The following is a 24,044-nucleotide window of genomic DNA, read 5'->3' on the forward strand; positions in this document are numbered from 1 at the left end:
GTGGTGGCGAGTTCGCGTGCGAGGCGGGTGAAGGTCTCGTCGTCACCCGGGGTGGCCGCCGCACCGGCCGGCAGCAGCGCGCCGTCGCGCCCTGTCTGCTCCAGCAGGTTGCGGTCGCCGACGTCGCTGGTGACGAGGTATTCGTCGGCGGCGTGGGCGAAGTGGTCGAGGAAGCGGGGGATGCCCGGCGTTCCGGCACACGCCGTCAGGATGCGGCGTTCGTTGCGCAACCGGACCCGCACGTCGTTGCCGTCGCGGTCCTCGCTGACATGAGCACGGGCGGTCTTGACGATGACGGTGCCCGCCTGCGCCGGGTCGTCGGTGGAGTGTGCGGTGTCCACGGCGCGGTAGACATTGCCGCGGGCCGACTCGTACACGCCCTCGACGGCGCGGTAGCGGCCGCCCAGCAATACCTCGGCGCCGGGCCGCGACGCGGTGGCGTCCCGGGCGGTGGCGCCTCCGGCGGTGGGGGGCTCGCCCTCCCGGAACGGGTCGCTCACCCAGGAGGGTTGGCGGTAGCCGAGGGAGGCGGCGGCCTCGAACTCCTCGCCGTCCGGCCCGTCGATGACCACCACCAGGGTGCCGTAGGGGCCGCTGCGCCACTGGGCGCGGAAGGGGCCGTAGCGGTAGTACACGGGGGCGTCGTCGGCCACCCGACGGTCGCTGAGCACCCGGGGGCCGGGGTGCCCGCGCAGCAATGCGGCCAGCTCCAGGCCGAGTTCGCGGACGCGCTCGACAGGCGGGTAGACGGTGACGGCCTTCCCCACGGCGCCGGGCCCGGCTTCGGCGCCGTTGAGCCGACGCAGCACACGGCCGGAGCGGGCCACCTTGAACGGACAGCCCTCGGCGAGCAGACGCGGGAAAAGCGCCTCGGCCAGCCGCGGCAGCCCGTCGACCCGGGAAGAGATGTGCAGCTTCCAGCCGTGGTCGGGAAGTTCGGTTGCGGGCTCGCACCGCACCCGCGTCCAGGTGGCCCCGGTGACCAGCGAGTGCGACGTCCGGTGGTCCTCGATCAGCCGGCGGAGTGCGTCCTCCGCGTTCCAGTCGGCCACGCTGCTGCTCCTCGCTGCTCGTGGGTCGTCGCGCACCGGCGGCCCGAGGGGAAGCCCGCCCGCGAACGCCGTGGCGTCCGGGGGGCGGGGGCCTCCTCGGGCCGTCGTGAGGTGCGCCGACCGCCGCGGACGGCGGCCGGCGCACCGGTGGTGACGCGCTGGGTCAGCCGGTGTTGCCGGTGCCCATGCAGGTGTAGTCGCAGTAGGTGATCGGGCAGCGGTCGGTGGCTCCCGAGGCGAGGTCGTTCTCGTGGAACGCCACCTCGGGCTCCTGCTTCAGCACCCCGGCCTCCCGGGGAGCGAACTGGGACAGGAATTCCATGGTGTCTCCCGTGACTAGGGAAAGTGCTATGAAATCCGTGCTGTATCACGGCACTTGAGGTTCTGGTGCGTGTGATGTGAAAGAGCCTAGAGTGCCCTCTGAGCGCGCGGCAAGGCCTCTGCACCGGCCCGCGACAGGCTTGCCCTTCGGCGGACGTGAGCGGCTGCGCTCGGCGGGTCAGCGGCGGCGCAGTGACGGGTCGAGCAGCGCGGGAGGAGCGTCGAACTTCTCGTGTGCGGCGAGATCGGCACCGGGTGCGACGATGGCGTCGATCGCATCGAGCACGTCGGCGGAGAGCACGGTGTCGGCGGCGGCGAGCTGCGAGTGCAAATGGTCCAGCGTACGGGGGCCGATCAGTGCGCTGGTCACGGCGGGGTGCGCGGTCGCGAAGCCCAGCGCGAGCTGAATCATCGTCAGTCCCGCCTCGTCGGCCACCTCGGCCAGCTGCTCGACGGCCTCGAGCCTGGCCCGGTTGGCAGGGAGGGAGGTGTCGAAGCGTTCCGGCATGAACGCCGAGCGGCTGGTGGTGATTTCCCGGCCCTCGCGTATCGCACCCGACAGCCAGCCCGAGGCCAGCGGGCTCCACACCAGCACACCGAGCCCGTACTGCTCGGTCACCGGCAGGACGTGGGTCTCGATCCCGCGCTGCAGGATCGAGTAGCTGGGCTGTTCGGTGACGTAGCGGCTCAGATGATGCTCACGGGCGGCCCACTGCGCCTGCACGATGCGGTACGCGGGGAAGGTGGAGGAGCCGAAGTAGCGGATCTTTCCCGCGCGTTGCAGATCGGTCAGTGCTGACAGCGTCTCCTCGTCGCTGGTGCTCGGGTCCCACCGGTGGATCTGGTAGAGATCGACGTGATCGACGCCGAGGCGGCGCAGGCTGTTGTCCAGCGCGGTGACCAGCCAGCGGCGCGAACTCCCCCGGTGGTTGCGCTCGTCGCCCATCGGCATGTTCGCCTTCGTGGCCAGCACGATGTCCTCACGGCGACCGGCGATGGCCTTGCCGACCATCTCCTCCGACTCGCCGTCGCTGTACATGTCGGCGGTGTCGATGAGGTTGACGCCCGCCTCAAGGGCCGCGTCGACGATGGCGGTGGCCTCGTCCTGGGTGGTGCGCCCGATGCTGCCGAAGTTCATGGCGCCGAGCGCGAGAGTGCTGACCTGCACACCGGTACGACCCAAGGTGCGGTACTGCATGGCTGTGTCTCCTCGTTGCGGGTGAAGCCGGGCGGGTGGGGTGGCTCGGCATCACGAGTAAGCGGAACCCCGTTCCGAAACAATACGGAACGGGGTTCCGCTTTGGCAAGAGCGCCGGCGCGGGATGCGATGGGATGAGGTGAAGTGAACTGAGGTCCGGTGAACCACGGGGGCAGGGCGGACCCCCGATGGCCCGGGCCAGGACCTCTCCTACCGGTCGTCTTCTCCGGTCCCCGCGGCCAGCCTCCGTACCTGCGCCACGGCCTCGTCGGTCAGTTGCGCCGGGACGAGCCAGTAGTCGTAGATACCGCCCTGCGCGGAGTTGTAGCCGCAGAGCACGGCCACGCCTGTGCCGAGCCGGCTCTTGAGCTCGCCGGCCAGCCAGCCGACGAAGCCGCTGTTGTCGGCGGCGGCGGGGAAGTGGAAGGCGAAGACGCCGAAGACCTCCGCTTCGTCGCCTCGCGCCGGTTCGAGGACCGACCATCCCTCCTCGTCGCGCACCAGAGCCAGCGCGTCGGTGGACGGCTGCGGCGGCTCTCCTGCCGGGTGCTCGTGATACGCCCAGCGCCCCGGCAACTCCTTGAACGTCGCCTCTGCCAGCACTCGCCGCAGCCGCCCGCGTACTTCCTGATCCGTTTCGTGACTGATGTTCACCATGGGGCATTCAGCCTCGGACGCCACGGCGAAATTCCGGCACCGGTACGAGGTGAGGCACGCCACCCTCGCGCCCCGCAGCCGGACGGACGTCACCGTCTCCCGGGCGGACGGCACCGTGCGGGGGCGGCGGCCTCCGGCGCCCCGGGAGGACGGCACCGACCCGAACGAGTACCGCGCCGCCGGGGCGGGTATGGGACACCGACCACACCCCCTGGAGGGGAGCACACGTGCCGAACACCGCACACGGCGGCCCTCGCCCGGTTCGCGCGACCACCGAAGCCTCGGACAGCCCGGCCTCCCTCTACGGGCGCGCCTCACTCGTTCTCGGCATCATCGCCCTGGTCACTCTCGCGCTCGGCAACCATGTCGGAATCGGCATTCCGCTGCTGACCGGCAGTCTCGCCGTCACCTTCGGCATCATGGGCCTGTACCAGCGGCTCAACCGCGTCCAGTGCGTCATCGGCCTGACCACCGGCGGTCTCGCCGTACTCTCCCTCGTCACCCTCCTGATCCTCCTGTTCGGCTGACCCCCGGCGTGGGGGCGGCCGAGGAAACCGTCACCACGACGGGCGCCGAGTGCCCCGTCGCACGCAGGGCGTCCCCCGTGACGTCGACCAGCCACACCGCGACGTCCGGTGTCCACTCCCGCGCGTGGCACACGAAATGCGCCGTCCTCCGTGCGCCCTCCAGCGGCGACCGCGTCCGCGCCCGGCCGGGCATCCGGGAGATGTCCGCCGAGGACGCGATCTCCGCCTCGGCTGCCGCGCCCAGACGCTCCTGGACGGCGGCGTCCCGCACGCGAGCGGCCTCATCGGGCGACTCCCAGGCCCTGGAAGCAGCCGCGGAGACGGTCACCTGGATGTCGACGGCGACCGAGGGCGAGGCCAGGGAGAACCACTCGCGCATGTCGTCCAAGTCGTCCGTCGCGTCCCCCGCGGTGATCTGCAGAGGCAGGCAGGCCCGCAGGGCGGTGAACGTCACGGTGCCCACCCGGTCGAGCGCCTCGACGAGCGTCCTGGTCATGGGGAGGACCGGAAGGCGCGGCTGACGGGCGTCCTCGGGAACGTCGGCCCGCATCCAGGCGAGTTCGCCGATCTGGTTGCGGCCGGACCAGTCGCCGCCCTTGTCGCAGTCGAGCCAGCGGTCCGGGACGTGGAAGAGCTTCTTCCCCGCCCGGGTCTGCCAGCCGTAGGGGGCGTGCCAGCCGTAGGCGTCTGCTCGTACCAGTGCGAGATCCAGTACGGACGCGCGAAGCTCGCCCTGATCGCCGCTTGCGAGCCAGGGATGCCGATCGAGGATCCCGTGTACTCCGACAGTCGTTCCGCAGTGCATGGCAGCTTCCTCAATCGCGGCCGGCGGCTTCATCGTGTCTTCCGCCGCGCGGCGAGCGGCCCGGCGGGGTGCGCAGATGCGCGCGTGTGCCTTGCGGGCCGAACAGGATGAGAAGCTCGACCGCGCCGCCGTCGGCGCTGCCCAGCCAGTGCGGCAGGGACGTGTCGAATTCGGCTGCCTCCCCGGGCGACAGCGTCAGGTCGCGTTCGCCGAGCAGCAGCCGCAGCCGACCGTTGAGCACATACAGCCACTCGAAGCCTTCGTGGGTCTGCGGATCGGGTACCAGCGGTTCCGGCCGCGCAGGGATGATCATTTTGAACGCCTGTGTACCACCCGGCCGCCGGGACAGCGGAACGAAGACCATCCCGAACCGCCGGAGCGGCTTCAGATGGACCCGGGGGTCGCCGGTGCGCGGGGCACCGACCAGGTCGTCCAACGGCACGTTGTACGTACGGGCCAGCGGCAGCAGCAACTCCAGCGTCGCCCGGCGCCGCCCGCTCTCCAGCCGGGACAGAGTGCTCTGCGAGACGCCGGTCTCCACCGCGAGGTCGGCGAGGGTGAAACCGCGTTCATGGCGCAGTGCCCGCAGTCGGGGCCCCACCAAGTCGAGAACGTCTTCCGATCCGCCGTCCATCGGATCATCTTGCCAGAACGGCAAGAAGCCGTGCCAGAACGCCACTTGCCGGGCGAGACTCCCACACGTTCCCCGGCAGAAGGAGCCCACTGATGAGCACCACCAACCCGGTCACGTTCTGGGACGGCGTCTACGCGGCCCGCCCGGCAGCCACCGATCCGCGGCCGAACGTACGACTCACCGAGACCGTCACGGATCTGCCGCCCGGCGACGTGCTGGACCTCGGATGCGGCGAAGGCGGCGATGCGCTGTGGCTCGCCCGCCAGGGGTGGCACGTCACCGCCGTCGATGTCTCGGCCGTCGCCGTCGAGCGGCTCACCGACCTCGCCCTCGCACAGGGCCTGGACGAGCGGCTCGCCGCCGAGCGGCACGATCTGCACGAGTCCTTCCCGCAGGGCGCGTTCGACCTCGTCAGCGCCCACTATCTGCACACTCCTGACGACCTGGACAGGGCAACCGTCCTGCGCAAGGCCGCGCACGCACTGCGCCCGGGCGGGCGGCTGCTGGTCGTCGACCACGGATCGACCGCTCCATGGTCGTGGAACCAGGACCCCGACATCCGGTACCCGACGCCCCGGCAGGTCGCCGAGGACATCGACCTGGACCCGGCGACATGGCCGGTCGAGCGGGCCGCGGCGTCCCGCCGGAACGCGACCGGACCGGAAGGGCGCACCGCCGAGGTCACCGACCACATCCTGATCATCCGCCGCGCCGCGTGAAGCGGTGCGCCTCCCGCGAGGAGTCATCATGCCCATCGCCCCCCGCCGCGCACGACGCGGCGACGCCCCGCCGCCCCGGACCGGAAGCAGCGAGACGGAGGTGCTGCGCGGCTTTCTCGACTACCTTCGCCACTCCGTCTCGGCGAAGGTCGAGGACGCCCCCGACCCGGAGGCCCGAACTGCCGGAGTGCCGTCGGGCACCAACCTGCTCGGCCTCCTCAACCACCTCACCCACGTCGAACGATCAACGTTCCTCGGGGACCGGGTCACCGACTGGCAGGCGACCTTCCACGCCGCTCCCCCGGACAGCGTGGCCGATGTCGTCGCCCGCTACCGGAGCGCGGTCGCGCAGGCGAACGAAGTGCTCGACGGATGCACCGACCTCGCCGCACCGTTGCCCCGCCCCCGGCCGAACAGCCCCGCTCCCAGCGTCCGCTGGGCACTCACCCACATGATCGAGGAGACCGGCCGGCACGCCGGCCACGCAGACATCCTCCGGGAACTGATCGACGGCGCGACCGGACGCTGACTTCACCCGTCTTTCCGGTACGGAACGCCTCTGCACACCGCGTCATGGCGCTTCCCGCGCCATGACGCTCCTCTGCTGCTGCCGCCCCGCCCGGATCGCCCTGCGGATGCATGAGTACGGTGATGCCCCGTCCCAGGACCCCACGCGGTGAGCGTGTCCCTGAGGCCATGCGCCTGAGCGACGGGCGAAACGCTGTCCTTCCGACTTTTTGTGCACCGAGTACCGTCATGGCGCCTGTCCGGGCTTCGTTCCCGGAGCGCCGGCAGTGCCCTTGACGCGCCCATCCGGAGGAAACACCGTGATTTCACGTTCCGCGCCAGCCCCCGTCGTTGCCCCTGCCGGGCGGCGTTGCTCCGGCCGACCGGCAGCCGCAGTGGAGCGGCGGCGCACGGACGACACCGCCACCCCCCACGCGGCGCGCCCGCAGCCGTGGGGGTCGGCGTGAGGCGGGGCACCGACGCCGCTGGTTCCGCCTCGGCCCGCAGGGGGCGGCGGTCGGCGCGGAAGGCCGAGGGCGGAGTCTCGGCAGCGGAACGGGAGTTGTTCGGCGGACGGCTGCGCTGGGACGACGCGTTCGTCGAGCACGAGGGCGCGGTGGCGCGCCTGCGCTTCGCACAGATGGCCGCCGCGCTGCCGCGGATGGTGGGCGTGGTGCTGCGGGCCGGATGGAATGCGGACCCGCGGGCGCTGGCCGGTGTGGTGACGGCCCAGATCGGTCTGGGGTTGACGGCCGCGTACGGGCTCGTGGCGGTCAACGGTGTGCTCAGCAAGCTGTTCGCGAACGGCCCGGCCGCCGACAAGCTGCAGCAGGCCATCCCGGCACTCGCGATGCTGGCGTTGGTCTCGGTGGGCACCGCCCTGCTCCAGGCCTGGTCGACGGCGATGTCCGGTCGGCTGGAGCCCCAGGTCGAGCGGGCCGTCTCCACCCGGTACTACCGGGCGGTCACGCAGGTGGAGGTGGCGGCGACCGAGCAGCCGGAAATCCAACGCCACCTCGAGGCGGGGAGGTTCGGCACGGACTCGGCGCGGCGCATGCTCAGCCTTTCCGTGAGCGTCGCCAACGTCGTGATCGGCATAGTGGCCTCGGCCGTCGTACTGGCCTCGCTGCACTGGGCGCTGCTGCCGATGCTCTTGGTGATCGCCCTGCCCAAGGGCTGGGGAGCGGTGCGCTCGGCGCGCCGGGAGCACATCTCCCGGCGGCACTGGATCGACCACCGCCGGGCAGTCGCCACGCTGCTGCAGTACCTGACGTTGCCGCACGCCGCGGGAGAGATCCGGGCACACTCGGCGGGCTCGCTGCTGCTGCGCGGGTACGGGGAGATGTCAGGGCTGATGGAGACCGAGCAACGGCGCCTGGCCCGGGCCCAGGCCCACACCGATCTGGCCGCCGGTGCGTTCTCCGGTGTGGCGGCCCTGGGCTGTTACGGAATGCTGTGGTGGCTGCTGACCAGCGGTGGCCTCCCCATCGCCGTGGGCGGGACCGCGGTGGTCGCCATGCGCGCCTCGACCGGCCGGCTCACCTCGCTGGTGCAGCAGATCAACCTCCTGTACGAGGAGATGCTGCAGCTCAACGACACCGAGGAGGCCACGGCGCTGGCGGCCCGGCACGCCATTCCGCGGACCGGCAAACCGCTGCCCTCGCCGGTACGGGCGATCCGGGTACGGGATGTCTCGTTCACCTACCCCGGCGCCACGGTGCCCTCGCTGCGCAGCGTGGACGTGTCCGTACGGCGCGGCGAGGTGACCGCGCTCGTCGGAGCGAACGGCTCCGGCAAATCCACGCTGGCCAAGATCCTGGCCGGGCTTCTGCTGCCCAGCGACGGACAGGTGTGGTGGGAGGGCCCGGCGGATGAGCGGGTGGAGGTGCGCGAGGCCGACCGGGCGGACGTCTTCCGGTCCGTCGGGCTGCTGACGCAGGACTTCCCGAACTGGCAGATGACGGCCGCCGCGAACATCGCCATCGGGGCCGGCGACCGGCCCCGGGACATGGCCCGGGTCAAGGAGGCCGCGCGGGCCGCCGACGTGGACGGGCTGATCGAGGGCCTGCCGCACGGCTGGGACTCCATCGTCTTCAAGGGATACGAGCGCGGCGTCCAACTCTCGGGCGGGCAGTGGCAGAAGGTGGGCAACGCCCGCAGCCGCTACCGCGACGCACCGTTCCTCCTGGTCGATGAGCCCACCTCCGCGCTGGACCCGCATGCCGAGATCGAGGCGTTCGAGCGGCTGCGGACACTGGCCGACAGCGGTGTCGCGGTGGTGCTGATCACCCACCGGCTCGCTGCGACCGCCTCCGCCGACCACATCTACGTCCTGGACCACGGGCGCGTCACCGAGGACGGCACCCACGAGCAGCTCATGGGCCGCCCCGGCGGCCTGTACCAGGGCATGTTCGAGGCGCAGGCCGCACAGTACGGGCTCACCTCGTCGCGCGGCGCGGACATCCCGGCGCCCCGGCGCGGAACCGCTCCCGACCACAAGGAGGAGACCGGCCGGCCGCTGTGACCGAACCGGAGCGGGCAGGCGAACCCTTCGGACAGTCGTCCCGGCGCCGGGTCCGGTGCCGGGACGACTGCCGTGACGCTGATCGGGTGCTCAGTCGAACACGAACGGCCCGGGAGCCTGTGAGAGCCGGCCGGTGCGTGCGAGGTGAGCCCGCCGCTCCGAGAAGAGGAGTTGTTCACCGCGACGCAGGCCCATGCCGAACAATTCAGCGACTGCTGTAGTCGTCACGGTCACGTCACCGGTGACACTCCGGCGGCACCACCGCGGCGATGAGCAGGAGCGACGATCCTCACGCGAGTTGTGCGAATCCCGCGGTGCCGACCGCCGGTCCGCCCGACTCCCGGGCCGGGCCGTGCGGCCGGGGTTCGGAACCGTGCGGCCGGGGTCCAGGAGCAGAACAGCATGAGGAGGACCAACCTGTGAGGCACACCCTCTTGTCGCGTTTCTTACTCCGGAGAAGCGGACGGCGGCGGCCATGGGCGATCGCCGCCCTCGCTCCGGTGATGGCGGTGTTGGCGATGCTGCTCGGGCCGAGCACCGCACACGCCGCCGACGTCCGGATTACCCCCGCCGCCGGCGCCGTCACAGCCAGCACCCACGACGGGAACGAGCCCGGGAACGTCGTGGACGACGACTACGGCACCCGTTGGTCTGGCGAGGGGGACGGCGCCTGGCTGCAGTTGGACCTCGGTGCGACGATGACCGTCACCCACATCAAGCTCGCGGTGCACAAGGGCACCACTCGGCAGAATGTCTTCCAGCTCCAGTACTGGGACGGATCGAGCTGGGCCACCGTCCATGACGGCAGGACCAGCGGTACGACGACCGGGCTGGAGTCGTTCGACTTCGACCCCGTTCGGACCTCGAAGGTCCGCTACCTCGGCCACGGCTACACCGGTGAGGGCGAGGGCGACTGGAACAGCCTGACCGAGGTCGAGGTCTGGGGCAGCCCCGGCGACGGTGACGACGATGACGGCGGCGGGAGCAAGCTCCCGTCCGACGTCCTCGATCTGAGCAACTGGAAGGTGACGCTGCCCATCGGCGACGAGGAGGACCCCACCGAGATCTTCCAGCCCGAGCTCGACACCTACTCCCACGACCCCTTCTTCCTCGTCCCCGACCCCGGGGACGCGGTGCGGTTCCGTGCGCCCGTCAACGGTGTCACCACCGGCGGCTCCAGCAATCCGCGGTCGGAGCTTCGGGAGATGGAGAGCGGCGGCGGGGACGAGATCGAATGGTCCTCGACGTCCGGCACGCACACCATGACCGTCCGGGAGTCCTTCACCCACCTGCCCGAGGAGAAGCCGGAGGTCGTCGGCGCCCAGATCCACGGCGGCGATGACGATGTCACCGCGCTGCGCCTGGAGGGCTCGAAGCTCTGGATCACGAAGGGCGACACCACCGACCACCACCTGATCACCGACGACTACGCGCTCGGCACGGTCTTCGAGATCAAGTACGTGGTGAGCGACGGTGAGATCAAGATCTACTTCAACGGCGAGTTGGAGACCACGATCGACCACTCCGACTCCACCAACTACTTCAAGACCGGTGCCTACACCCAGGCCCACTGCGGGAACTCCTCCCCGTGCAGCGACGACAACTACGGCGAGGTCAAGATCTACGGGCTCGACGTCACACACGGCGACGGCCAGGGGTCCGACCAGACACAGGCCGCCGTCCGGCACAACTGGGGCACACCGCTGCCGATCTCGGACGAGTTCAACTACACCGGCCCGGTCGACTCCGCGAAGTGGGCGACGCCCTCGGGTGATTTCGGTGGCACGGAAGGCTGCTGGGAGGGCCACGCCGGAAACGGCCGCCGGTGCGCCAAGAACAGCACCGTGGCGAACGGCATGCTCACCATGCGCGGCGAGGCCAACGGCGACACAGGATGGCTCCGGCAGAAGCGCGACGCCCAGTACGGCCGGTGGGAGATCCGGCCCCGCTCGGAGAACATCGGTTCGAGCGGCGGCCTATATCACGCGCTGCACCTGATCTGGCCCACCGCAGGCAACCGGCTCGAAAACGGTGAGTACGACTGGGTCGAGTACTCGAACCCCGACGCACAGTGCCTCACGGCCTTCCTGCACTATCCGGAAAGCCCCTCGGACAAGAAGGAACGCCGCGACCTCTGCCCAGTGAACATGAACGAGTGGCACAACTTCGCGTTCGAATGGACACCGGAAGCACTGGTCGGCTACATCGACGGAGCCGAATGGTTCCGCCTCTCGGGCGGCGCGGACTCCGACCGGGGGAACATCCAGTCGATGCCCTCGGGACACCTCAACATCCAACTGGACAACTTCACCGGCGACGGCGGCCTTCGACCTGCGGTCTTCGAGGTCGACTGGGTCCGCGTCTACGAGTGAAACCCGGCGGCCCGCTGAACCGCTGAACCCGGGTGTACCCGGGCGCACTCGGGTACACCCGGGTGCAAGGCCGCGACGTCAACGCCTGCCCCACAGGCGGTCCACGCTGACGCGCCCGGCCGAGGTGACGAGCAGTCGCTTCGGCCGGTGTCGGAATCCGGGACGATTCATCCGGTGACCAGCCCCGCACACGATGTTCGGCCCAGCAACGAGGCGAGCGCCCGGAGAGTCGTATCTCCGGGCGCACACACCTCGAATGCTCGGCCACGACCGCGCCGGGCGGCGGGCGTCGGCTGGTCAGTAGGCGGAGTCGACGTTGTCCATGGAGCCGTAGCGGTCGGCGGCGTAGTTGCAGGCGGCGACGATGTTGGCGACCGGGTCGGTCAGCTGGTCGGGGGTGCCTTCGACGTGGTAGCGGTCGAAGGTGGGCTGGATCACCTGGAGGAGGCCCTTGGAGGGGGTGCCCTTCTTGGCGTTGATGTCCCAGTCGTTGACGGCGTTGGGGTCACCGGCCGACTCGCGGATGATGTTGCGCTTGATGCCCTCGTAGGAGCCGGGGATGTCGTGCTTCTTCATGATGGCGCGGGCCTCGCGGATCCACCCGTCCAGGTTGTCCGCGTACTCCTTGCCGCCGGCCTTCTTCTCGCCCTTCGCCTTCGCGTCGGCCTTCTCGTCGGCCTTCGCCTTGGCGCCGGCCGACTTGTGCCCGGTCTCGGGCGCGCCGTTCGCCTGGCCCCCGGCGCTGCCCTTGGCCTCGGTCTTGTGCTGCGCCTCGGCGGGCTCGCCCTCGGCCTTGGCCACGGGTCGGGGAGCGTGGACGGCGTCGTCGGCCTTGACGACCTGGTCCGTCGTGACCGCGTAGGTGGCGGTCTGGGCGGGCTTGGCCTCGTGCTGGGTGACCGCGTGGGCCGTACCGCTGAGGGTGGCGGTGGCGACACCGGCCGCGCCCAGAACGGCCAGGCCGGTGGACAGCTTGGTGCGACGCAGAGCAATACGCATGCGGGTGGGGATGCCTTTCGCAGGGGACACATCCGGCCGCGTGCGAGGGGCTGTGCCCGGCCTCGTCGCGACCTGGCACCCACCCTGCGGACCGGCTCCCCGCCCCGACAACTATGTGACGTACTATCCCGCTTCGCCCGATTCACCCGAGGCGGCGCGACCCCTGCGCCCCACCTGGGGTCACGACAAAACAGACATACTATCTCGCTACGTATGTGACCCAGCTCCTATGGGCACCCTCACAACCGGCGCCCCACCACCTCACCCACAACCCACTGACCCCTCACCCACGGCCACCGCCACCGCCACCGCCACCGCCACCGCCACGGGGCGCGGGTACCCAGGAGCGGAGCCCGGCCGGGGCGCACCGGCGCATCAGACCCGTAGGGCCGCACCGCATCACGCCACACCGCACCGCGCCTCGGCGAGGGCCCGCACCCCCACGCTGCCCGACCCGTCGCCCTCACGGTTCGAGACCGGCGCCCTCCCAAAGGGTCGGAACGGTGCCGCGGCACCATCCCGCCAGCTCCTGGCCGTTCACGCACACGATTCCGCACTGGTGCGCGTACTCGAGAGCGGGCGCGGTGAAGTCGCTCGTCGTGACGATTGCGGCGATGTCGGCTCCGTGCACGGTGAAGCAGGCCCCCCCGAAACGCTGCATCTCCTGCGAGCCGACCTTGTTGGTACCGCCGTAACGCTTGCACTGGATGACTATGCGCCGCCCGTCCCGGGTGACCGCGGTGACGTCCGCCCCCAGGTCACCCGCCCCTCCCACCACTTCCACTTCCCGACAGCCCGCACGGGCGCACAGGCCGGCTACGGCCTGCTCGAAATCGTCGGGGCCGAGCTCGGCGTATTCGGCCGCCGGGTCGGCGGAAGCGGCACTCTCCTCGTCACCGGGATCCAGCGGCTCTGTGGCGGGCTGCGTCGTTCCCGGCCGGGGTGCTCCCCGCGGCTTTCGGTGCCGACCGACGCGGCGTCGGCGAACGGCACCTTCGACGCGGTGCCCCGCAGGGTGGGCAGCTGCGTTTCGCGCGCCACCGTGTCGTCAAGGTTGTCCGACGCGCTCTCGGCCGCTTCCTCCAGTGTTCGGGCAGCCCGCCGGGCACACCTCGCGGCGGAGAAGCGGCGCCACCTGGACCGGAAGACCCAAGCGGCCGCGATAGCGCCCAACACCAGCACACCGGCCCACAGCGGCCGACGCTCGGCCAGGTCCGCCGCGGTACGCACCAGAAACGCGAGGACGCACAAGACGACCGCGAGCAGCAGGAAGAACAAGGCGGTCGTGCGCAGATCAAAGCGTCGGTCACGTCCCCTGCGTCGACCAGGGCGCACGGGTGCGGTCATGACTGGCATCCTCCACCGGCAGCGGCAACGAAGATCACGTGGCCACGAGTACCCAAGATCGCCAACCGTGCCCACGATGACCTGCGGTGCCGAAAGCTGCCACTGGGTGAGCATTGCCGCCCCCACTGGCGGACGAGCCTCGAACCAGGGGGCGACGCAGGTATGGGAACCGGCAGGTGCATGCCGGACTGGTCACCGAGCGGTCCGATCTTCCCCTCTCGATCGGCATCGCTGCTGGGCTGTGACCGGCCCGAGCCGAGGACCTTGCTCCCGACGTCGAGCACGAAGCGGTCGGGGCGTCACGCTGATCACCGCGGCTGCGGCAACCAGCGCTGGATCCTCGCCGCATGTGCCGATGTAGGAGTCGACCTGTCACTGACCATCCGGACGTCGATCCCAGGGTCCCGCAGCGCCTGTGCGGCCTCGCCCAGCGTTCGCTACTCGTCCCATGAAGTACCGCCACGCCGCCCACCCCACCGCGCCCGGCCCTGCCAACTATGGGCGGCGCCCCAGGTAGGCGGCCAGCCGGGTGTAGACGTCGGCGTCGTCGGGCACCGGTACGGCCGGGCTGAACGGGCCCTGCTCGCTGCGGGCCTCCGGCGGCGCAAACTTCGAGAATGCCTCAAGCGCCTGCGTGGCCAGCTCGGGGTCGAGTTCGGCGAGCCGCCGGGTGGCATACGCGAGGTCCCAGGAGTGAACCGTGAACTCGTGGGTGTAGGCCTCCAGAACATCCCGGCCGGGCAATGTGGCCCACGGTAGCTCGACCATGCGGTCGAGCTTCCCGTCCTCAGCCCACACCCGCTCGACCTCGCTACGAGCCTGGGCGAATGCGCTTGCCCAGCCGTCATCGGCTATGCCGTCGACCACATCCGGTACGCCACGCGCATCGCCTCCGGTGCCGACACGGGCGAGCTTGTGCAGCACGGAGACCACATGTCCGAGCAGCGCGCGAACGTCGTAATCGGAGCAGGGAGTGCGGCCCGTCAGCTCGTCGGGCCTTACCGCCGCGACCTGCTTCCCGGCTTGATCAAGCGCTCTGGCAAAGGTCGGACGCGGGTCATGGGCCGGCTCAGTTGTCATGATCGGGAGGCTACAAGGGCGCACTGACAGGCCGGGCAACGGTAGTGAGCGGTCCCTGCCGGGGTCCGTATACCCACCATCTGCCGCACGTTCCAACACGCACAGGAGACAGATGTTCAACCGAGCCCATCTCCCGCCTTCTCGGAACGCGGCTCCTGCTCGTCACCGCGTCCCGAAGCCCAACCCATTGCCGCACACGGGAGTCCCCTGACCGCACCTCACGAAATTCACGCGCCTGGACTCGATTGACGACGCGCTGGCCACAAAAGATCGCCACAGGCATGCACATGACGAGTCGCTCGCCCAAACCCACCCGCCGCGCCCGGCGGACGCATCGAGACCCGCGAGAGCGCCCAAGAGGCGGCCTCACGGGAACTGGCCGAGGAGACCGGGCTGAGCGCGCATCTCGACGACGCCCTCAGCAACACATCGAGGGTTGTCGATCCCGCTGCCCTGGACCGGACACAAGCTGAGCGCTGGGTTCGATGTGAGGGGTCGTCACCGTGATTCGGTTATCCGGGGAAGGCGATCGTACTCATCAGCGCGTTGGCCTCCTGCCGGGAGTCGAGCCGAGTGTGCTGGACGACGATGGGAACGTCGCTGGTGACGAGGAGGCAGTAGTCGGTGCCGACGGGGATGTGTTCCGGCCCGTCGAGGTCGTTGATGCGCTGGTGGAAGGCGCGCCGGGGGGCGATGGAGAGGACGAAGGGGCCCGCGGGCTCGCGGTCGGTGAAATAGACGTACACCTCGACACGCGCCTGGGCGTCCCCCGCGTTGAGCATGCAGATGCTGTCATGACTGGTCATCTCAGGCTCGGGCCCGAAGCTGCGCGGCGGAATGTAGCCGTCGGCAATGACCCAGGCGGTGGCTCCGATGCCGGTGGGGCAGGGGTTCATGGAAGGTTCCCTTTCGAATGCGATCTGCGCTTCGGTAGAAGTCGACTGCCGGTCAGAGTCAGAAGTCGTTGGCCCCCCGGGCGGTGAGCCCGCCGTCGACATGCAGGTGGCTGCCCGTGACGTAGCTGGACCTGGGTCCGAGCAGCCAGTCGATGGCCTCGGCGATCTCCTCGGGCTGCGCGAGCCGGCCGAGGGGGATCTGCGTCCGTGCGCGGGAGGCGACATCGTCGTGCTCATCCGTGGTGACGTCGAGCAGGGGTGTCGCCGTGGCACCGGGGACGACGCCATTGACGCGGATGCCGCATCCTGCGTAGTCGACGGCGAGGGCTTTGACCATGGCGGAGACGCCGCCCTTGGAGCTTCCGTACGCGCTGTTGGCGCCTCCGGCGAACCCCACGAAAGCCGAGGGGGACGAGACACAGACGATCGCGCCGGGGAGCCCGTGCTCCAGGAGAAGCCGGATGGCCTCGCGACAGGTCAGAAAGGTGCCGGTGAGGTTGACGTCGATGACGCCTGCCCATTCCGCGAGCGTGGTCTCATGTGCCTTCCGGGAGATTTCGACACCCGCGTTGGCGACGATGCGGGTGGGAATACCGAGGGACGTGCGGCAGTGGGCGTAGGCCTCGGAGACAGCTGCTTCCTGGGAGATGTCGGCGGCGACAGCCAGCGTGCGGGGCGCGCCGCGCTCCTCTGCCTCCCCGGCGACCGCCTCCACACGGGCACGGTCCCGGTCCAGCAGGGCGAGGGGGTGTCCAAGCGATGCCTGCTGGAGTGCGACGGCACGCCCGATGCCGGATCCCGCGCCGGTGATGAAGGTGATGTCGTCGTGCATCGTGCTCGTCCTTCGGATGTCGTGTTTTGGAGAGTGCTTTTTCCGGGGATTGCTTTGTTTCCTGGGCCCGGTGCCATCGGTTCACAGCGGGGCAGTTGTGGCATCGCGCTCAGATGCCTGCGTCACTGGTGCCTCGCTCATGTCCTCGAGTTCGCGGTTCATGGTTTCTCGTATGCCGAAGCGGATCAGCAACCAGGAGAGCAACGCCATGACCGCGTACAGCGCGTAGCTCCCGGGCAAGGAGAGCTCGCGCAGCGTCGGGAAGGAGAGGTTGACCGCCACGCCGGAGATCCAGTTGACCGATGCGGCCAGCGCGAGCGCCGGGCCCCGAATGGCGTTGGGGAACATCTCTCCCAGCAGCACCCACACCACCGGGCCCCAGGAGACGGCGAAGCACACCACGAAGACGTTCGCGCCGATCAGGGTCAGCGGTCCCCATGCTCCCGGTAGTTCCACCCCGTCGCCGACCGGGACGGATCTGGAGAACCCGATGCTCATCAGGACGAGGCTGACCGCCATACCGGTCGAGCCGGCCAGCAGCAGACGGCGGCGGCCGATCCGGTCGATGAGCACGATCGCGATGACCGTCGCGACCACATTGATCAGCGAACTCAGAACGGACAGTCCGAAGGACGCGGACTCGCCGAACCCGACCGACCTCCACAGCGAAGTGGAGTAGTAGAAGATCACGTCGATGCCGACCAGTGCCTGAAGGGCGGCGATGCCGACGCCGGCCCAAACGATGCGGAGCAGTCCGGTACGACGGCAGAGCAGGTCCCGGAATCGGGGGCGGTGCTCACCGGGGGCGGTGGCACCCATCCGCTCGACGTCCTGTTCGGCCTGGCCGCGGGGGATCGCGTGCAGGTCGGCCAGGACGCGCACGGCATCGTCCCGCCGGCCGCGGGCGGCCAGGTAGCGCGGGGACTCCGGTATCCGCAGGGAGCAGATTCCGTAGCCGAGCGCCGGGATCGCCCCGACGATGAACATCCACCGCCATGCCGGGAGGCTGAGGAACGTCTGTGCGTCCGCTCCGCCGAGCAGCGCCGCGATGAGGGAGTCGGAGAGCAGAGCGGCGAAGATGCCCAGGACGATGGCCATCTGCTGGAGCGAGGCCAGCCGGCCGCGGGCGGAGGCCGGCGAGACCTCGGAGATGTAGAGCGGGCCGAGCACCGTCGCGTATCCGACGGCGACGCCCGTCAGCAGACGCCATGCCACCATGGTCCAGAAGGTCGACGCTGTTCCGCAGCCGACGGACGAGGCCGCGAAGATGATCGCGGCGATCCCCATGACCCGCGGCCGTCCGATGCGGTCCGCCATCCATCCGGCCAGCAGCGCCCCGGCCGCGGCACCGAGCAGAGTGATTGCGACGACGGTGCCCAGGCCGATCGAGTCGAGGCCGAAGTTCTCCTCGATGGCGTCGACAGCTCCGTTGATGACGGCGGTGTCGAAACCGAAGAGGAATCCACCGACAGCTCCCACGACGGAGACCAGAACCACCCGGCGAGGCGGCTTGTCGGATCTTGGGACGGCAGGGGGCCCGACCAGGTCGGCTCCGGACATGCGGCTTCCTCACTTCGTGGTTGGACAAGGCATCCGGGGCGGGACCCGGCCTTCGGAGTTGGAGCGGAGGGGCGCCGCCCACGGGCTTCGGCGGGGGCGGTATCCAGCCCTCGTTGCGAAAGGCGCGCTCGTCGGAGGGGATGCGCGGTGAAGGAATGCGCGGTCCCGCGAAGGCCCGCGGGCCCGTGGGCCTTCCCGGGACCAGGAAGCAGGACACCGCTTGAGCAACGGGCGCGGCCCCACCGCAGCCACCGGGACGTGGGGCTACGTTCCTCCGACCGCAATCGGTCACGGCCGCAGCAGGGCCGCCGCGTCGGTGTAGCGGGCCAGACTGTCAGGATCGAGGCGGACTCCGAGCCCGGGTTCGTCGGGGACGGCCAGCGTCCCGTCCGCGTCGAGCCGCCAGGGGGTGGTCGTGAGGGAATCGACGTAGGGCGATCCGGTGACGTATTCGACCAGGTCCGTGTCGGGCAGTGCAGAAGCGAGTTGCAGATCGGCGGCGAGTCCGACGGCGGTGTTCCAGCCGTGCGGGATCAGCCGCACGCCGTGATCTTGGGCAGCCCATCCGATGCGGCGCTGCTCGCTGAGGCCGCCGACCTTCGTCACGTCCGGCTGAACGATGTCGAGGGCGCCGTTCTCCAGCCAAGGGTGGAAGCTCTGTCGCCTCGTCAGCACTTCCCCACCCGAGATCGCCACCGGTGCCTCGCGGCGGAGGTTCACATAGTCGTCGAGGGCGTCGGGGCCGAGCGGTTCCTCGAACCAGGCGATGTCGTACCGGTCGAGCATCCGTGCGGTGCGCAGCGCCCACTTGTAACCGTTGGACCAAGCGCTGTCGCTGCCCCCCGCATCCACCATGAGTAGCGCTTCGGGGCCCACGGCCTCCCGGGCCGCGGCCACGATCCGCTCATCGAGGCGCTCGCTGACTCGTCCGAAGAGGCCCCAGCCGATCTTGAAGGCCTTCCAGCCCTGGCCGGCGAGTTCCTGCAGATGTTCCGCCAGGATCTCCGGCTGGTCCATGAGCAGGGACGCGTAGGGGCGGACGCGTTCGCGGTAGCGGCCGCCCAGCAGGCGGCCGACGGGCTGGCCGGTGGCCTGGCCGAGCACGTCCCACAACGCTGTGTCGATGCCGCTGATGGTGTGCGTCACGGTGCCCCCGCGCCCCATCCAGAACGTGGTGCGGTGCAGCCGCTCCGACAGCCGCTCGGGCTCCGTCGCCTTCTCACCGATCAGCAGGGGACGCAGAAGTTCGAGGGCTCCGCGGACCAGCGCCTCGCTGGTGAACACGCTACCGACGCCGACCAGCCCCTCGTCGGTGTGCACCGCCACCAGAGTGTGCACGACATCGTCCTGGTCGAGTTCCTCCTGCCATCCGCCTGCCGGGGTGGCGCCCCGCAGACCGGCCGCACGTACGTCACGGATCTTCATGGCTTCCTGATTCTTCGGTGAACGGTTCCGGGTGGGCTCCCGACGCCCGACCGGACGGTCGACGAGGCGGACAGCGCCCCAGCAGCCCCAGCAGCCTCACGAGCTGGGAGCTCCTGGGCGAGAGGGGGCGGCATGTGGCCGCACTGGTTCGCGCCACCTGTCCGGGATGGGCGGCGCTCGATGCGAGACACTAAGCCGCGCATGGCAGATGGTCAACCATCTGCCATCGACGGGATAGCTATCGTGGGTCCGTCGCCCGCACCAGCGGGCCCTTGTCCAGGGGATGGGAAACGCATGACGAGCTCGATGCCGCCGACCGGGCCGCCGGCGTCTCGGCGGGAATGGGTCCTGAACTGGCTCAGGCAGGCCATCGCGAGCGGGGAGATGAAACCCGGTGAGCGCCTGGTCGAGCGCGAACTGTCAGCCGGCTCCGGGGTCAGCCGCGGTCCCGTACGCGAGGCCATCATGATCCTGGAGCAGGAAGGGCTCGTGGTCTCCCATCCCTACCGAGGGGCGGTGGTCGCCGAGGTCTCGCAGCGCGAGGTACGCGAGGTCCTGGTGCCGATCCGGCTCACCATCGAGCGTTTCGCCTTCCGCGACGTCGCCGGGACACGCCCGCCGGAACTGCTCGACCGACTCGAACGCGTCGTCGAGGAAATGTTCGCTGCGGTCGGAAGCGAGGGCGACGCGGACCGCCTCGCCGACCTCGACCTGGCCTTCCACGAGGCGGTCATCACCGCGAGCGGCCACGTCCAGGCGCTCCAAATCTGGCGCACGATCCAGCCTCGGGTGCATGCCTACTTCCTGCGAGACGCACCCGCGCACTCGTCACCCGAGGAAATCCCCAGGCAGCACCGGGCACTGCTCTCAGCTTTGCGAACCGGCACGGCCGACGAGGTCGACTGCGTCGTCACACGACACATCGAGACCTACCTAGGTGACGACACGTCGGCGTGAGCGCGCAGGCCCCAGGCCCCCGACAGGCCGTCGAAACCGTTCAACCAGCCTCGCGCACAGGGTGATCGGCAGCGCTGATCAGCCAGGCCGGCTCACCGCAACCGCCACGCCCAAGAGCTCGCGCGGATAGGCGACCGGGGCGCCGGCTCAGCGACCGGACCGTGTCGACAAGCTGCTGCAAAGCCTCCGGTTCAGTTGCTCCTACGAGGCGATCGCGGACTCCACGTGCTCGGCCACGACGATCCGCAACCGCCGCGACCAGTGGATACGTCCGGGCATTTTCGCCCAGCTCAAACAGATCGCGGTCGACGCCTACGACCGCCTTGTTGGTCTCGCACCGGACCAGATCGCCGTGAACGGCGCTGTCACCAAGGCCCCAGGCGGGGGCGAAGCAGCCGGTCGCTCACCGGTCGACCGGGGCAAGCAGGGCATCAAACGCTCAGGCCTGACCGGCGGTTACGGCATTCCGCTCGGCCGCGCACTGGCCGGTGCCAACTGCCACGACTCACCGCCAGATCCGCCCGCAAGGGGGTCAAGGCGCCGGTCCGGGCCACGCAGCGGTGGCGCATCGAGCGCACTCACGCCTGGCGGAACGCCTTTCGCCCTCTCGCCCGCTGCTACGAGCGCCGGAGAGCCGTCATGGAAGCGTTCTTCGCCCTCGCCGACACGATCATCACCGTGCGTACCCTGCTCCGCCGATCGTGGACCACCTACCGCTGGGAGCCCACGCCCCCGACGCCGGCCCTGACCAGCCGCCTGTCCGCGCGACCTCCAAGGCGTCGCAATATGGCGGCGGTTGGGCTACGGCGTCCCGGTCAGGCGCATACGGGTGCGGGACGGCGCCGACGGGGGCAGTGCGGCGATGACCTCGGCGAGGGAGGTCGCGGCGAGGCTGCGCCGCCAGGATTCGTGGGCTTCGGCCATCTTCTCGGCGAGGATGCAGGGGTTCTGGCACTCCTCAGCGGGCAGTGCTCCCCGTCCCTGCTGGCGGATCTCGCGGCACTCGTACGGCGAGGACGCACCGTCGACTGCCTCGACAATCTCCAGGAGCGTGATCTCGGAAGCAGGCCGGGCCAGCCGGAACCCGCCGCGCGGGCCCGTCGTTGCGGCCAGCACGCCGGCCTTGACCAGCGCCTGCAGCTGCTTGGCGAGATAGGCCGCCGGCAGGTCGAAGTACTGGGCGAGTTGTGCCGCCGACGCGGTGGCCCCTGTCTCGAGCTGCGCCAGCGACGTGGCGCAGTGCAACAGCCATTCCGTACTCACAGGCAGCTTCATAACCCTGATTCTATCCAAGATATTGCGGATCCATTTAGTCCTGGATAGCGTCCGGTGGCAGCACGAGAGACAGAGGAGAGATCACCATGCGGACCATGCGAATCGCCGTTGCCGGGGCGACCGGCAACATCGGGGCCCTCACCGTCGCCGCCCTGGAACAGGCTGGACACCATGTCGTGCGCATCAGCCGCTCACTCGGCGCGGACCTGACCACCGGCGACGGCCTCGACGTCACCCTGACCGGCGTCGAGGCCGTCGTGGACGCCACGAACTGCACGGCGGCCGACCGGGACGAAGCCGTGGCGTACTTCGGCACCATCACCCGGAACCTGCTCGCCGCCGAGGAACGGGCCGGTGTCCGCCACCACGTGCTGCTCTCGATCGCCGGCGTCGACCGCGTCGAAGGCAACGCGCACTACGCCGGCAAACGCGAGCAGGAGCGCCTCGTGGCCGAAGGCCGGGTGCCGTGGACGATCCTTCCGGCCACCCAGTTCCACGACTTCGCCGCGATGGTGACGAGCTGGACCGAGCAGGACGGCGCCGCCACCATCGCGCCACTGCTCGTCCAGCCGATCGCACCCGCGGACGTGGCCGACATCCTCGCCGAGATCGCCACGGGCGCACCGCAGGGGCGATACCGCGAGGTCGCCGGTCCCGAGCCGCAGGATCTGGTGGACATGGCCCGGCGCACCAATGATGCGCGCGGCCGCGCGGTCAAGCTCCTGCCGACGTGGTCATCGCTGTTCGGCCCGGCGATGGCCGGCGACGTGCTGCTGCCCCGTGCGGGGGCCCGTATCGCGCCGACCACCTTCGACGAGTGGCTCGCAAAGCAGCAATAGCGTCTCCCCACCACACACCCTTGCGCTGCTGGCACCGCGGTAGGTGGTAAGGCGGCTGAGCCTGAAAGGCAGCTGGGTTCGTCGGTGAAGGTGCGGCGTCGTCGACGACGTCTGGCCATGATGGCAGCGCAGGCACAGGTGTCCCTGATGATCACAGGGCATCGCAACTCCATGAGCACGGACCTGTGCCTGTCCTGTCTACTCGCTGGTCCCTGCCGGCCGCCTATCTCGCAAGCTCCAACCCGGTCAGGACCAAGCCGGTGACGCGTTCAAGGCCCCACGGACGGCGTGGCCCCGCGCGCGGGGCCACGGGCCGCCGCCCAGGCCCAACTCTCCGCCGCTCGGACACAAGCCGACGGACCGACGTCCCGGGAAGCCGTCGCCGAGATCGTCCGCTCGGTCGGCGATACCGCCGCCGCAGTCCAGCAGGCCAGACCCCAGGACAAGGCCGAGCTCTACCGACGGCTCGGGGTTCAGCTCACCCACGCCCTGCACAAGAGCCCGACAGCCACAGTCCTTGCCGAGATCACACCCGGCGCCGGAAACAGCACATCCCCACGGCGCATAGGAAGCCGTGGGGATGTGGTACGTGTCCGAGGGGGGTGTCGAGCCATGGGCACGATGTCGCGCCGTTGGCCAGGGGGACGCTGGTGCTGTCGTAGGGCGTCGTGGGCTGCCGTCAGGGTACGTGTCAGTGGCGAAATGGGGCTTGAAGCACCCGCACACGGTGGTGGCGGACCCGCTGGATTTACGCGCCCCGTAACCGTAGTTCAAGCCCTCGGGGGAACCACAAACATGGACTGTACCGGGCCCGCTGCGACTTGCGGATATTCGCTCGGCCTGACGATACGTAGGCTTCTTCCGAACACGCGTATTCGTTGACACAGCGACCGCTCGATCCGTGCCGTGCAGGCGCGAGCAGGGCACGACACGGCCCGATACGTTCGACTCCGCGTTCGGTGCGGGGTGCTCGTGGGCCGACGGCACCCGGCACGCAACGTAAGGGGGAAGCACTATAGTGTCGGTCGACCGGAAGGGAAAATTGTATCTCTTGTCGATCACGTCCGGTGTATACCCCGGGTGAAAATTCCGAGCATACATAGAAGGCCGACACATCTCCCTCACCTACCGCGAGGATCTCTCGGACGAGAGGGCACAGGCATTGAGCCTTTTCCAACCTCAGTTTGTGCATGTCAGGTGCAGGGTGAGGACGGCCTGGACGAGGCTGGTGATACGGCTGGTAGAGCATCGCAGTTTGCGCATGAGCCGCCAGGTTTTGAGGGTGGCCATGGCCTGGGCGTAGGTATGGCCGCATCGTAGATGAGCCAGCACGAGCAGCGCCTGCCGTCCGGCGGTCAGCCGGCGCCATCGTGTCCCTTGCGCAAGACGACGTGCGGTCAACTCACGGGCGAGGAAGCGCAGAGCGGAGGTGGACAGATCGACCCCGGCCGGGTAGACGAGCATGCGGAAGCTCCTGGCAGGATGGCTTGGACTCGACACGCACCCGTCTACCAGGAG

Annotated in this window: 19 protein-coding genes and 5 pseudogenes; 9 read left to right on the forward strand and 15 right to left on the reverse strand. The window is 69.7% G+C overall.

All coding sequences use genetic code 11. The features are described from left to right. The 4 genes and pseudogenes from KBY19_RS18975 to KBY19_RS18990 all read right to left on the reverse strand — a co-directional run. Positions 1–1,052, reverse strand: a pseudogene (locus tag KBY19_RS18975) (hypothetical protein); the annotation flags it as partial. A gap of 163 nt (positions 1,053–1,215) precedes the next feature. Then, positions 1,216–1,374, reverse strand: a complete 159-nt coding sequence (locus KBY19_RS18980) for a hypothetical protein (RefSeq protein ID WP_180289799.1) — start codon at positions 1,372–1,374, stop codon at positions 1,216–1,218. A 177-nt stretch (positions 1,375–1,551) separates the two neighbouring features. Beyond that, a complete protein-coding gene (locus KBY19_RS18985) occupies positions 1,552–2,571 on the reverse strand; it encodes an aldo/keto reductase (protein ID WP_099885123.1) in 1,020 nt (339 codons plus the stop codon). Between the two features lie 210 nt (positions 2,572–2,781). Next, positions 2,782–3,228 carry a DUF6196 family protein gene (locus KBY19_RS18990; protein ID WP_099885122.1) on the reverse strand — a complete coding sequence of 149 codons (447 nt, stop codon included), beginning with the start codon at positions 3,226–3,228 and terminating at the stop codon, positions 2,782–2,784. 227 nt (positions 3,229–3,455) lie between these two features. Here KBY19_RS18990 and KBY19_RS18995 point away from each other — a divergent pair, with 227 nt between their 5' ends. Then, positions 3,456–3,755: a hypothetical protein gene (locus KBY19_RS18995; protein ID WP_099885121.1), complete on the forward strand. Its 300-nt coding sequence runs from the start codon at positions 3,456–3,458 to the stop codon at positions 3,753–3,755. Here the strand turns inward: KBY19_RS18995 and KBY19_RS19000 are convergent. Both KBY19_RS19000 and KBY19_RS19005 read right to left on the reverse strand, forming a co-directional pair. Then, the gene (locus tag KBY19_RS19000) at positions 3,727–4,560 is read right to left on the reverse strand and encodes a hypothetical protein (RefSeq protein ID WP_210966247.1); all 834 of its coding nucleotides are present in this window, start codon (positions 4,558–4,560) and stop codon (positions 3,727–3,729) included. The two genes, KBY19_RS18995 and KBY19_RS19000, sit on opposite strands and share 29 nt — an antisense overlap. Positions 4,561–4,570: 10 nt before the next feature. Then, complete coding sequence (locus KBY19_RS19005; RefSeq protein ID WP_185018448.1) at positions 4,571–5,194, reverse strand: helix-turn-helix domain-containing protein; 624 nt, start codon at positions 5,192–5,194, stop codon at positions 4,571–4,573. A 92-nt stretch (positions 5,195–5,286) separates the two neighbouring features. Here KBY19_RS19005 and KBY19_RS19010 point away from each other — a divergent pair, with 92 nt between their 5' ends. The 4 genes from KBY19_RS19010 to KBY19_RS19025 all read left to right on the forward strand — a co-directional run bounded on the left by KBY19_RS19010 (position 5,287) and on the right by KBY19_RS19025 (position 11,316). After that, positions 5,287–5,913, forward strand: coding sequence for a cyclopropane-fatty-acyl-phospholipid synthase family protein (locus KBY19_RS19010; RefSeq protein WP_185018447.1), 627 nt, complete (start codon positions 5,287–5,289; stop codon positions 5,911–5,913). Positions 5,914–5,941: 28 nt separating this feature from the next. Next, positions 5,942–6,442: a DinB family protein gene (locus tag KBY19_RS19015; RefSeq protein ID WP_099885118.1), complete on the forward strand. Its 501-nt coding sequence runs from the start codon at positions 5,942–5,944 to the stop codon at positions 6,440–6,442. Between the two features lie 441 nt (positions 6,443–6,883). Beyond that, on the forward strand, positions 6,884–8,944 hold the full coding sequence (locus KBY19_RS19020; RefSeq protein WP_307842272.1) for an ABC transporter ATP-binding protein: 2,061 nt from the start codon (positions 6,884–6,886) through the stop codon (positions 8,942–8,944). A gap of 503 nt (positions 8,945–9,447) precedes the next feature. Continuing rightward, complete coding sequence (locus KBY19_RS19025) at positions 9,448–11,316, forward strand: polysaccharide lyase family 7 protein (RefSeq protein WP_247691161.1); 1,869 nt, start codon at positions 9,448–9,450, stop codon at positions 11,314–11,316. 297 nt (positions 11,317–11,613) lie between these two features. Here the strand turns inward: KBY19_RS19025 and KBY19_RS19030 are convergent, their stop codons facing one another. The 3 genes and pseudogenes from KBY19_RS19030 to KBY19_RS19045 form a co-directional block, all read right to left on the reverse strand. Continuing rightward, positions 11,614–12,315, reverse strand: coding sequence for a transglycosylase SLT domain-containing protein (locus tag KBY19_RS19030; protein ID WP_221506066.1), 702 nt, complete (start codon positions 12,313–12,315; stop codon positions 11,614–11,616). Positions 12,316–12,778: 463 nt separating this feature from the next. Further along, positions 12,779–13,662, reverse strand: a pseudogene (locus KBY19_RS36615) (restriction endonuclease). A 495-nt stretch (positions 13,663–14,157) separates the two neighbouring features. Next, on the reverse strand, positions 14,158–14,742 hold the full coding sequence (locus tag KBY19_RS19045) for a TIGR03086 family metal-binding protein (protein ID WP_210966248.1): 585 nt from the start codon (positions 14,740–14,742) through the stop codon (positions 14,158–14,160). 324 nt (positions 14,743–15,066) lie between these two features. Here KBY19_RS19045 and KBY19_RS36620 point away from each other — a divergent pair. After that, a pseudogene (locus KBY19_RS36620) lies at positions 15,067–15,249 on the forward strand (NUDIX domain-containing protein); the annotation flags it as partial. Positions 15,250–15,254: 5 nt separating this feature from the next. Here KBY19_RS36620 and KBY19_RS19055 read toward each other — a convergent pair. The 4 genes from KBY19_RS19055 to KBY19_RS19070 form a co-directional block, all read right to left on the reverse strand. Continuing rightward, complete coding sequence (locus KBY19_RS19055; protein ID WP_099885111.1) at positions 15,255–15,638, reverse strand: sensory rhodopsin transducer; 384 nt, start codon at positions 15,636–15,638, stop codon at positions 15,255–15,257. 58 nt (positions 15,639–15,696) lie between these two features. Beyond that, positions 15,697–16,470 carry an SDR family NAD(P)-dependent oxidoreductase gene (locus KBY19_RS19060; RefSeq protein ID WP_099885110.1) on the reverse strand — a complete coding sequence of 258 codons (774 nt, stop codon included), beginning with the start codon at positions 16,468–16,470 and terminating at the stop codon, positions 15,697–15,699. Positions 16,471–16,551: 81 nt separating this feature from the next. Continuing rightward, positions 16,552–18,030 (reverse strand): sugar porter family MFS transporter, encoded by a 1,479-nt coding sequence (locus KBY19_RS19065; protein WP_210966249.1) that lies wholly within the window; start codon positions 18,028–18,030, stop codon positions 16,552–16,554. Positions 18,031–18,318: 288 nt separating this feature from the next. Beyond that, the gene (locus KBY19_RS19070) at positions 18,319–19,455 is read right to left on the reverse strand and encodes a mandelate racemase/muconate lactonizing enzyme family protein (protein WP_099885108.1); all 1,137 of its coding nucleotides are present in this window, start codon (positions 19,453–19,455) and stop codon (positions 18,319–18,321) included. A gap of 294 nt (positions 19,456–19,749) precedes the next feature. Between KBY19_RS19070 and KBY19_RS19075 the strand changes: the two genes are divergently transcribed. Further along, positions 19,750–20,412, forward strand: coding sequence for a GntR family transcriptional regulator (locus KBY19_RS19075; protein WP_210966250.1), 663 nt, complete (start codon positions 19,750–19,752; stop codon positions 20,410–20,412). Between the two features lie 143 nt (positions 20,413–20,555). Continuing rightward, positions 20,556–21,135: pseudogene (locus tag KBY19_RS19080) on the forward strand (IS5/IS1182 family transposase); the annotation flags it as partial. 78 nt (positions 21,136–21,213) lie between these two features. Here KBY19_RS19080 and KBY19_RS19085 read toward each other — a convergent pair. Continuing rightward, positions 21,214–21,687, reverse strand: a complete 474-nt coding sequence (locus KBY19_RS19085; RefSeq protein ID WP_099885106.1) for an Rrf2 family transcriptional regulator — start codon at positions 21,685–21,687, stop codon at positions 21,214–21,216. An 86-nt stretch (positions 21,688–21,773) separates the two neighbouring features. Between KBY19_RS19085 and KBY19_RS19090 the strand changes: the two genes are divergently transcribed. Next, entirely contained in the window at positions 21,774–22,526 is a 753-nt protein-coding gene (locus KBY19_RS19090; RefSeq protein ID WP_247691162.1) for an SDR family oxidoreductase, read from the forward strand. 1,293 nt (positions 22,527–23,819) lie between these two features. Here the strand turns inward: KBY19_RS19090 and KBY19_RS36625 are convergent. Then, positions 23,820–23,990, reverse strand: a pseudogene (locus KBY19_RS36625) (IS5/IS1182 family transposase); the annotation flags it as partial. Positions 23,991–24,044: the final 54 nt, after the last annotated feature.

It is taken from the genome of Streptomyces sp. B15 (genome assembly GCF_018070605.1).
GTDB lineage: Bacteria > Actinomycetota > Actinomycetes > Streptomycetales > Streptomycetaceae > Streptomyces > Streptomyces smyrnaeus.

Bases quoted from the DNA above. Each gene is read 5' to 3' on its own strand.
- KBY19_RS19015 (WP_099885118.1), top strand. From the start codon at position 5,942: ATGCCCATCGCCCCCCGCCGCGCACGACGCGGCGACGCCCCGCCGCCC.
- KBY19_RS19045 (WP_210966248.1), bottom strand. From the start codon at position 14,742: ATGACAACTGAGCCGGCCCATGACCCGCGTCCGACCTTTGCCAGAGCG.
- KBY19_RS18985 (WP_099885123.1), bottom strand. From the start codon at position 2,571: ATGCAGTACCGCACCTTGGGTCGTACCGGTGTGCAGGTCAGCACTCTC.
- KBY19_RS19025 (WP_247691161.1), top strand. From the start codon at position 9,448: ATGGCGGTGTTGGCGATGCTGCTCGGGCCGAGCACCGCACACGCCGCC.
- KBY19_RS19075 (WP_210966250.1), top strand. From the start codon at position 19,750: ATGACGAGCTCGATGCCGCCGACCGGGCCGCCGGCGTCTCGGCGGGAA.
- KBY19_RS19085 (WP_099885106.1), bottom strand. From the start codon at position 21,687: ATGAAGCTGCCTGTGAGTACGGAATGGCTGTTGCACTGCGCCACGTCG.
- KBY19_RS19070 (WP_099885108.1), bottom strand. From the start codon at position 19,455: ATGAAGATCCGTGACGTACGTGCGGCCGGTCTGCGGGGCGCCACCCCG.
- KBY19_RS19090 (WP_247691162.1), top strand. From the start codon at position 21,774: ATGCGGACCATGCGAATCGCCGTTGCCGGGGCGACCGGCAACATCGGG.
- KBY19_RS19055 (WP_099885111.1), bottom strand. From the start codon at position 15,638: ATGAACCCCTGCCCCACCGGCATCGGAGCCACCGCCTGGGTCATTGCC.
- KBY19_RS19000 (WP_210966247.1), bottom strand. From the start codon at position 4,560: ATGCACTGCGGAACGACTGTCGGAGTACACGGGATCCTCGATCGGCAT.
- KBY19_RS19065 (WP_210966249.1), bottom strand. From the start codon at position 18,030: ATGTCCGGAGCCGACCTGGTCGGGCCCCCTGCCGTCCCAAGATCCGAC.
- KBY19_RS18980 (WP_180289799.1), bottom strand. From the start codon at position 1,374: ATGGAATTCCTGTCCCAGTTCGCTCCCCGGGAGGCCGGGGTGCTGAAG.
- KBY19_RS19030 (WP_221506066.1), bottom strand. From the start codon at position 12,315: ATGCGTATTGCTCTGCGTCGCACCAAGCTGTCCACCGGCCTGGCCGTT.
- KBY19_RS19060 (WP_099885110.1), bottom strand. From the start codon at position 16,470: ATGCACGACGACATCACCTTCATCACCGGCGCGGGATCCGGCATCGGG.
- KBY19_RS19005 (WP_185018448.1), bottom strand. From the start codon at position 5,194: ATGGACGGCGGATCGGAAGACGTTCTCGACTTGGTGGGGCCCCGACTG.
- KBY19_RS19010 (WP_185018447.1), top strand. From the start codon at position 5,287: ATGAGCACCACCAACCCGGTCACGTTCTGGGACGGCGTCTACGCGGCC.
- KBY19_RS18990 (WP_099885122.1), bottom strand. From the start codon at position 3,228: ATGGTGAACATCAGTCACGAAACGGATCAGGAAGTACGCGGGCGGCTG.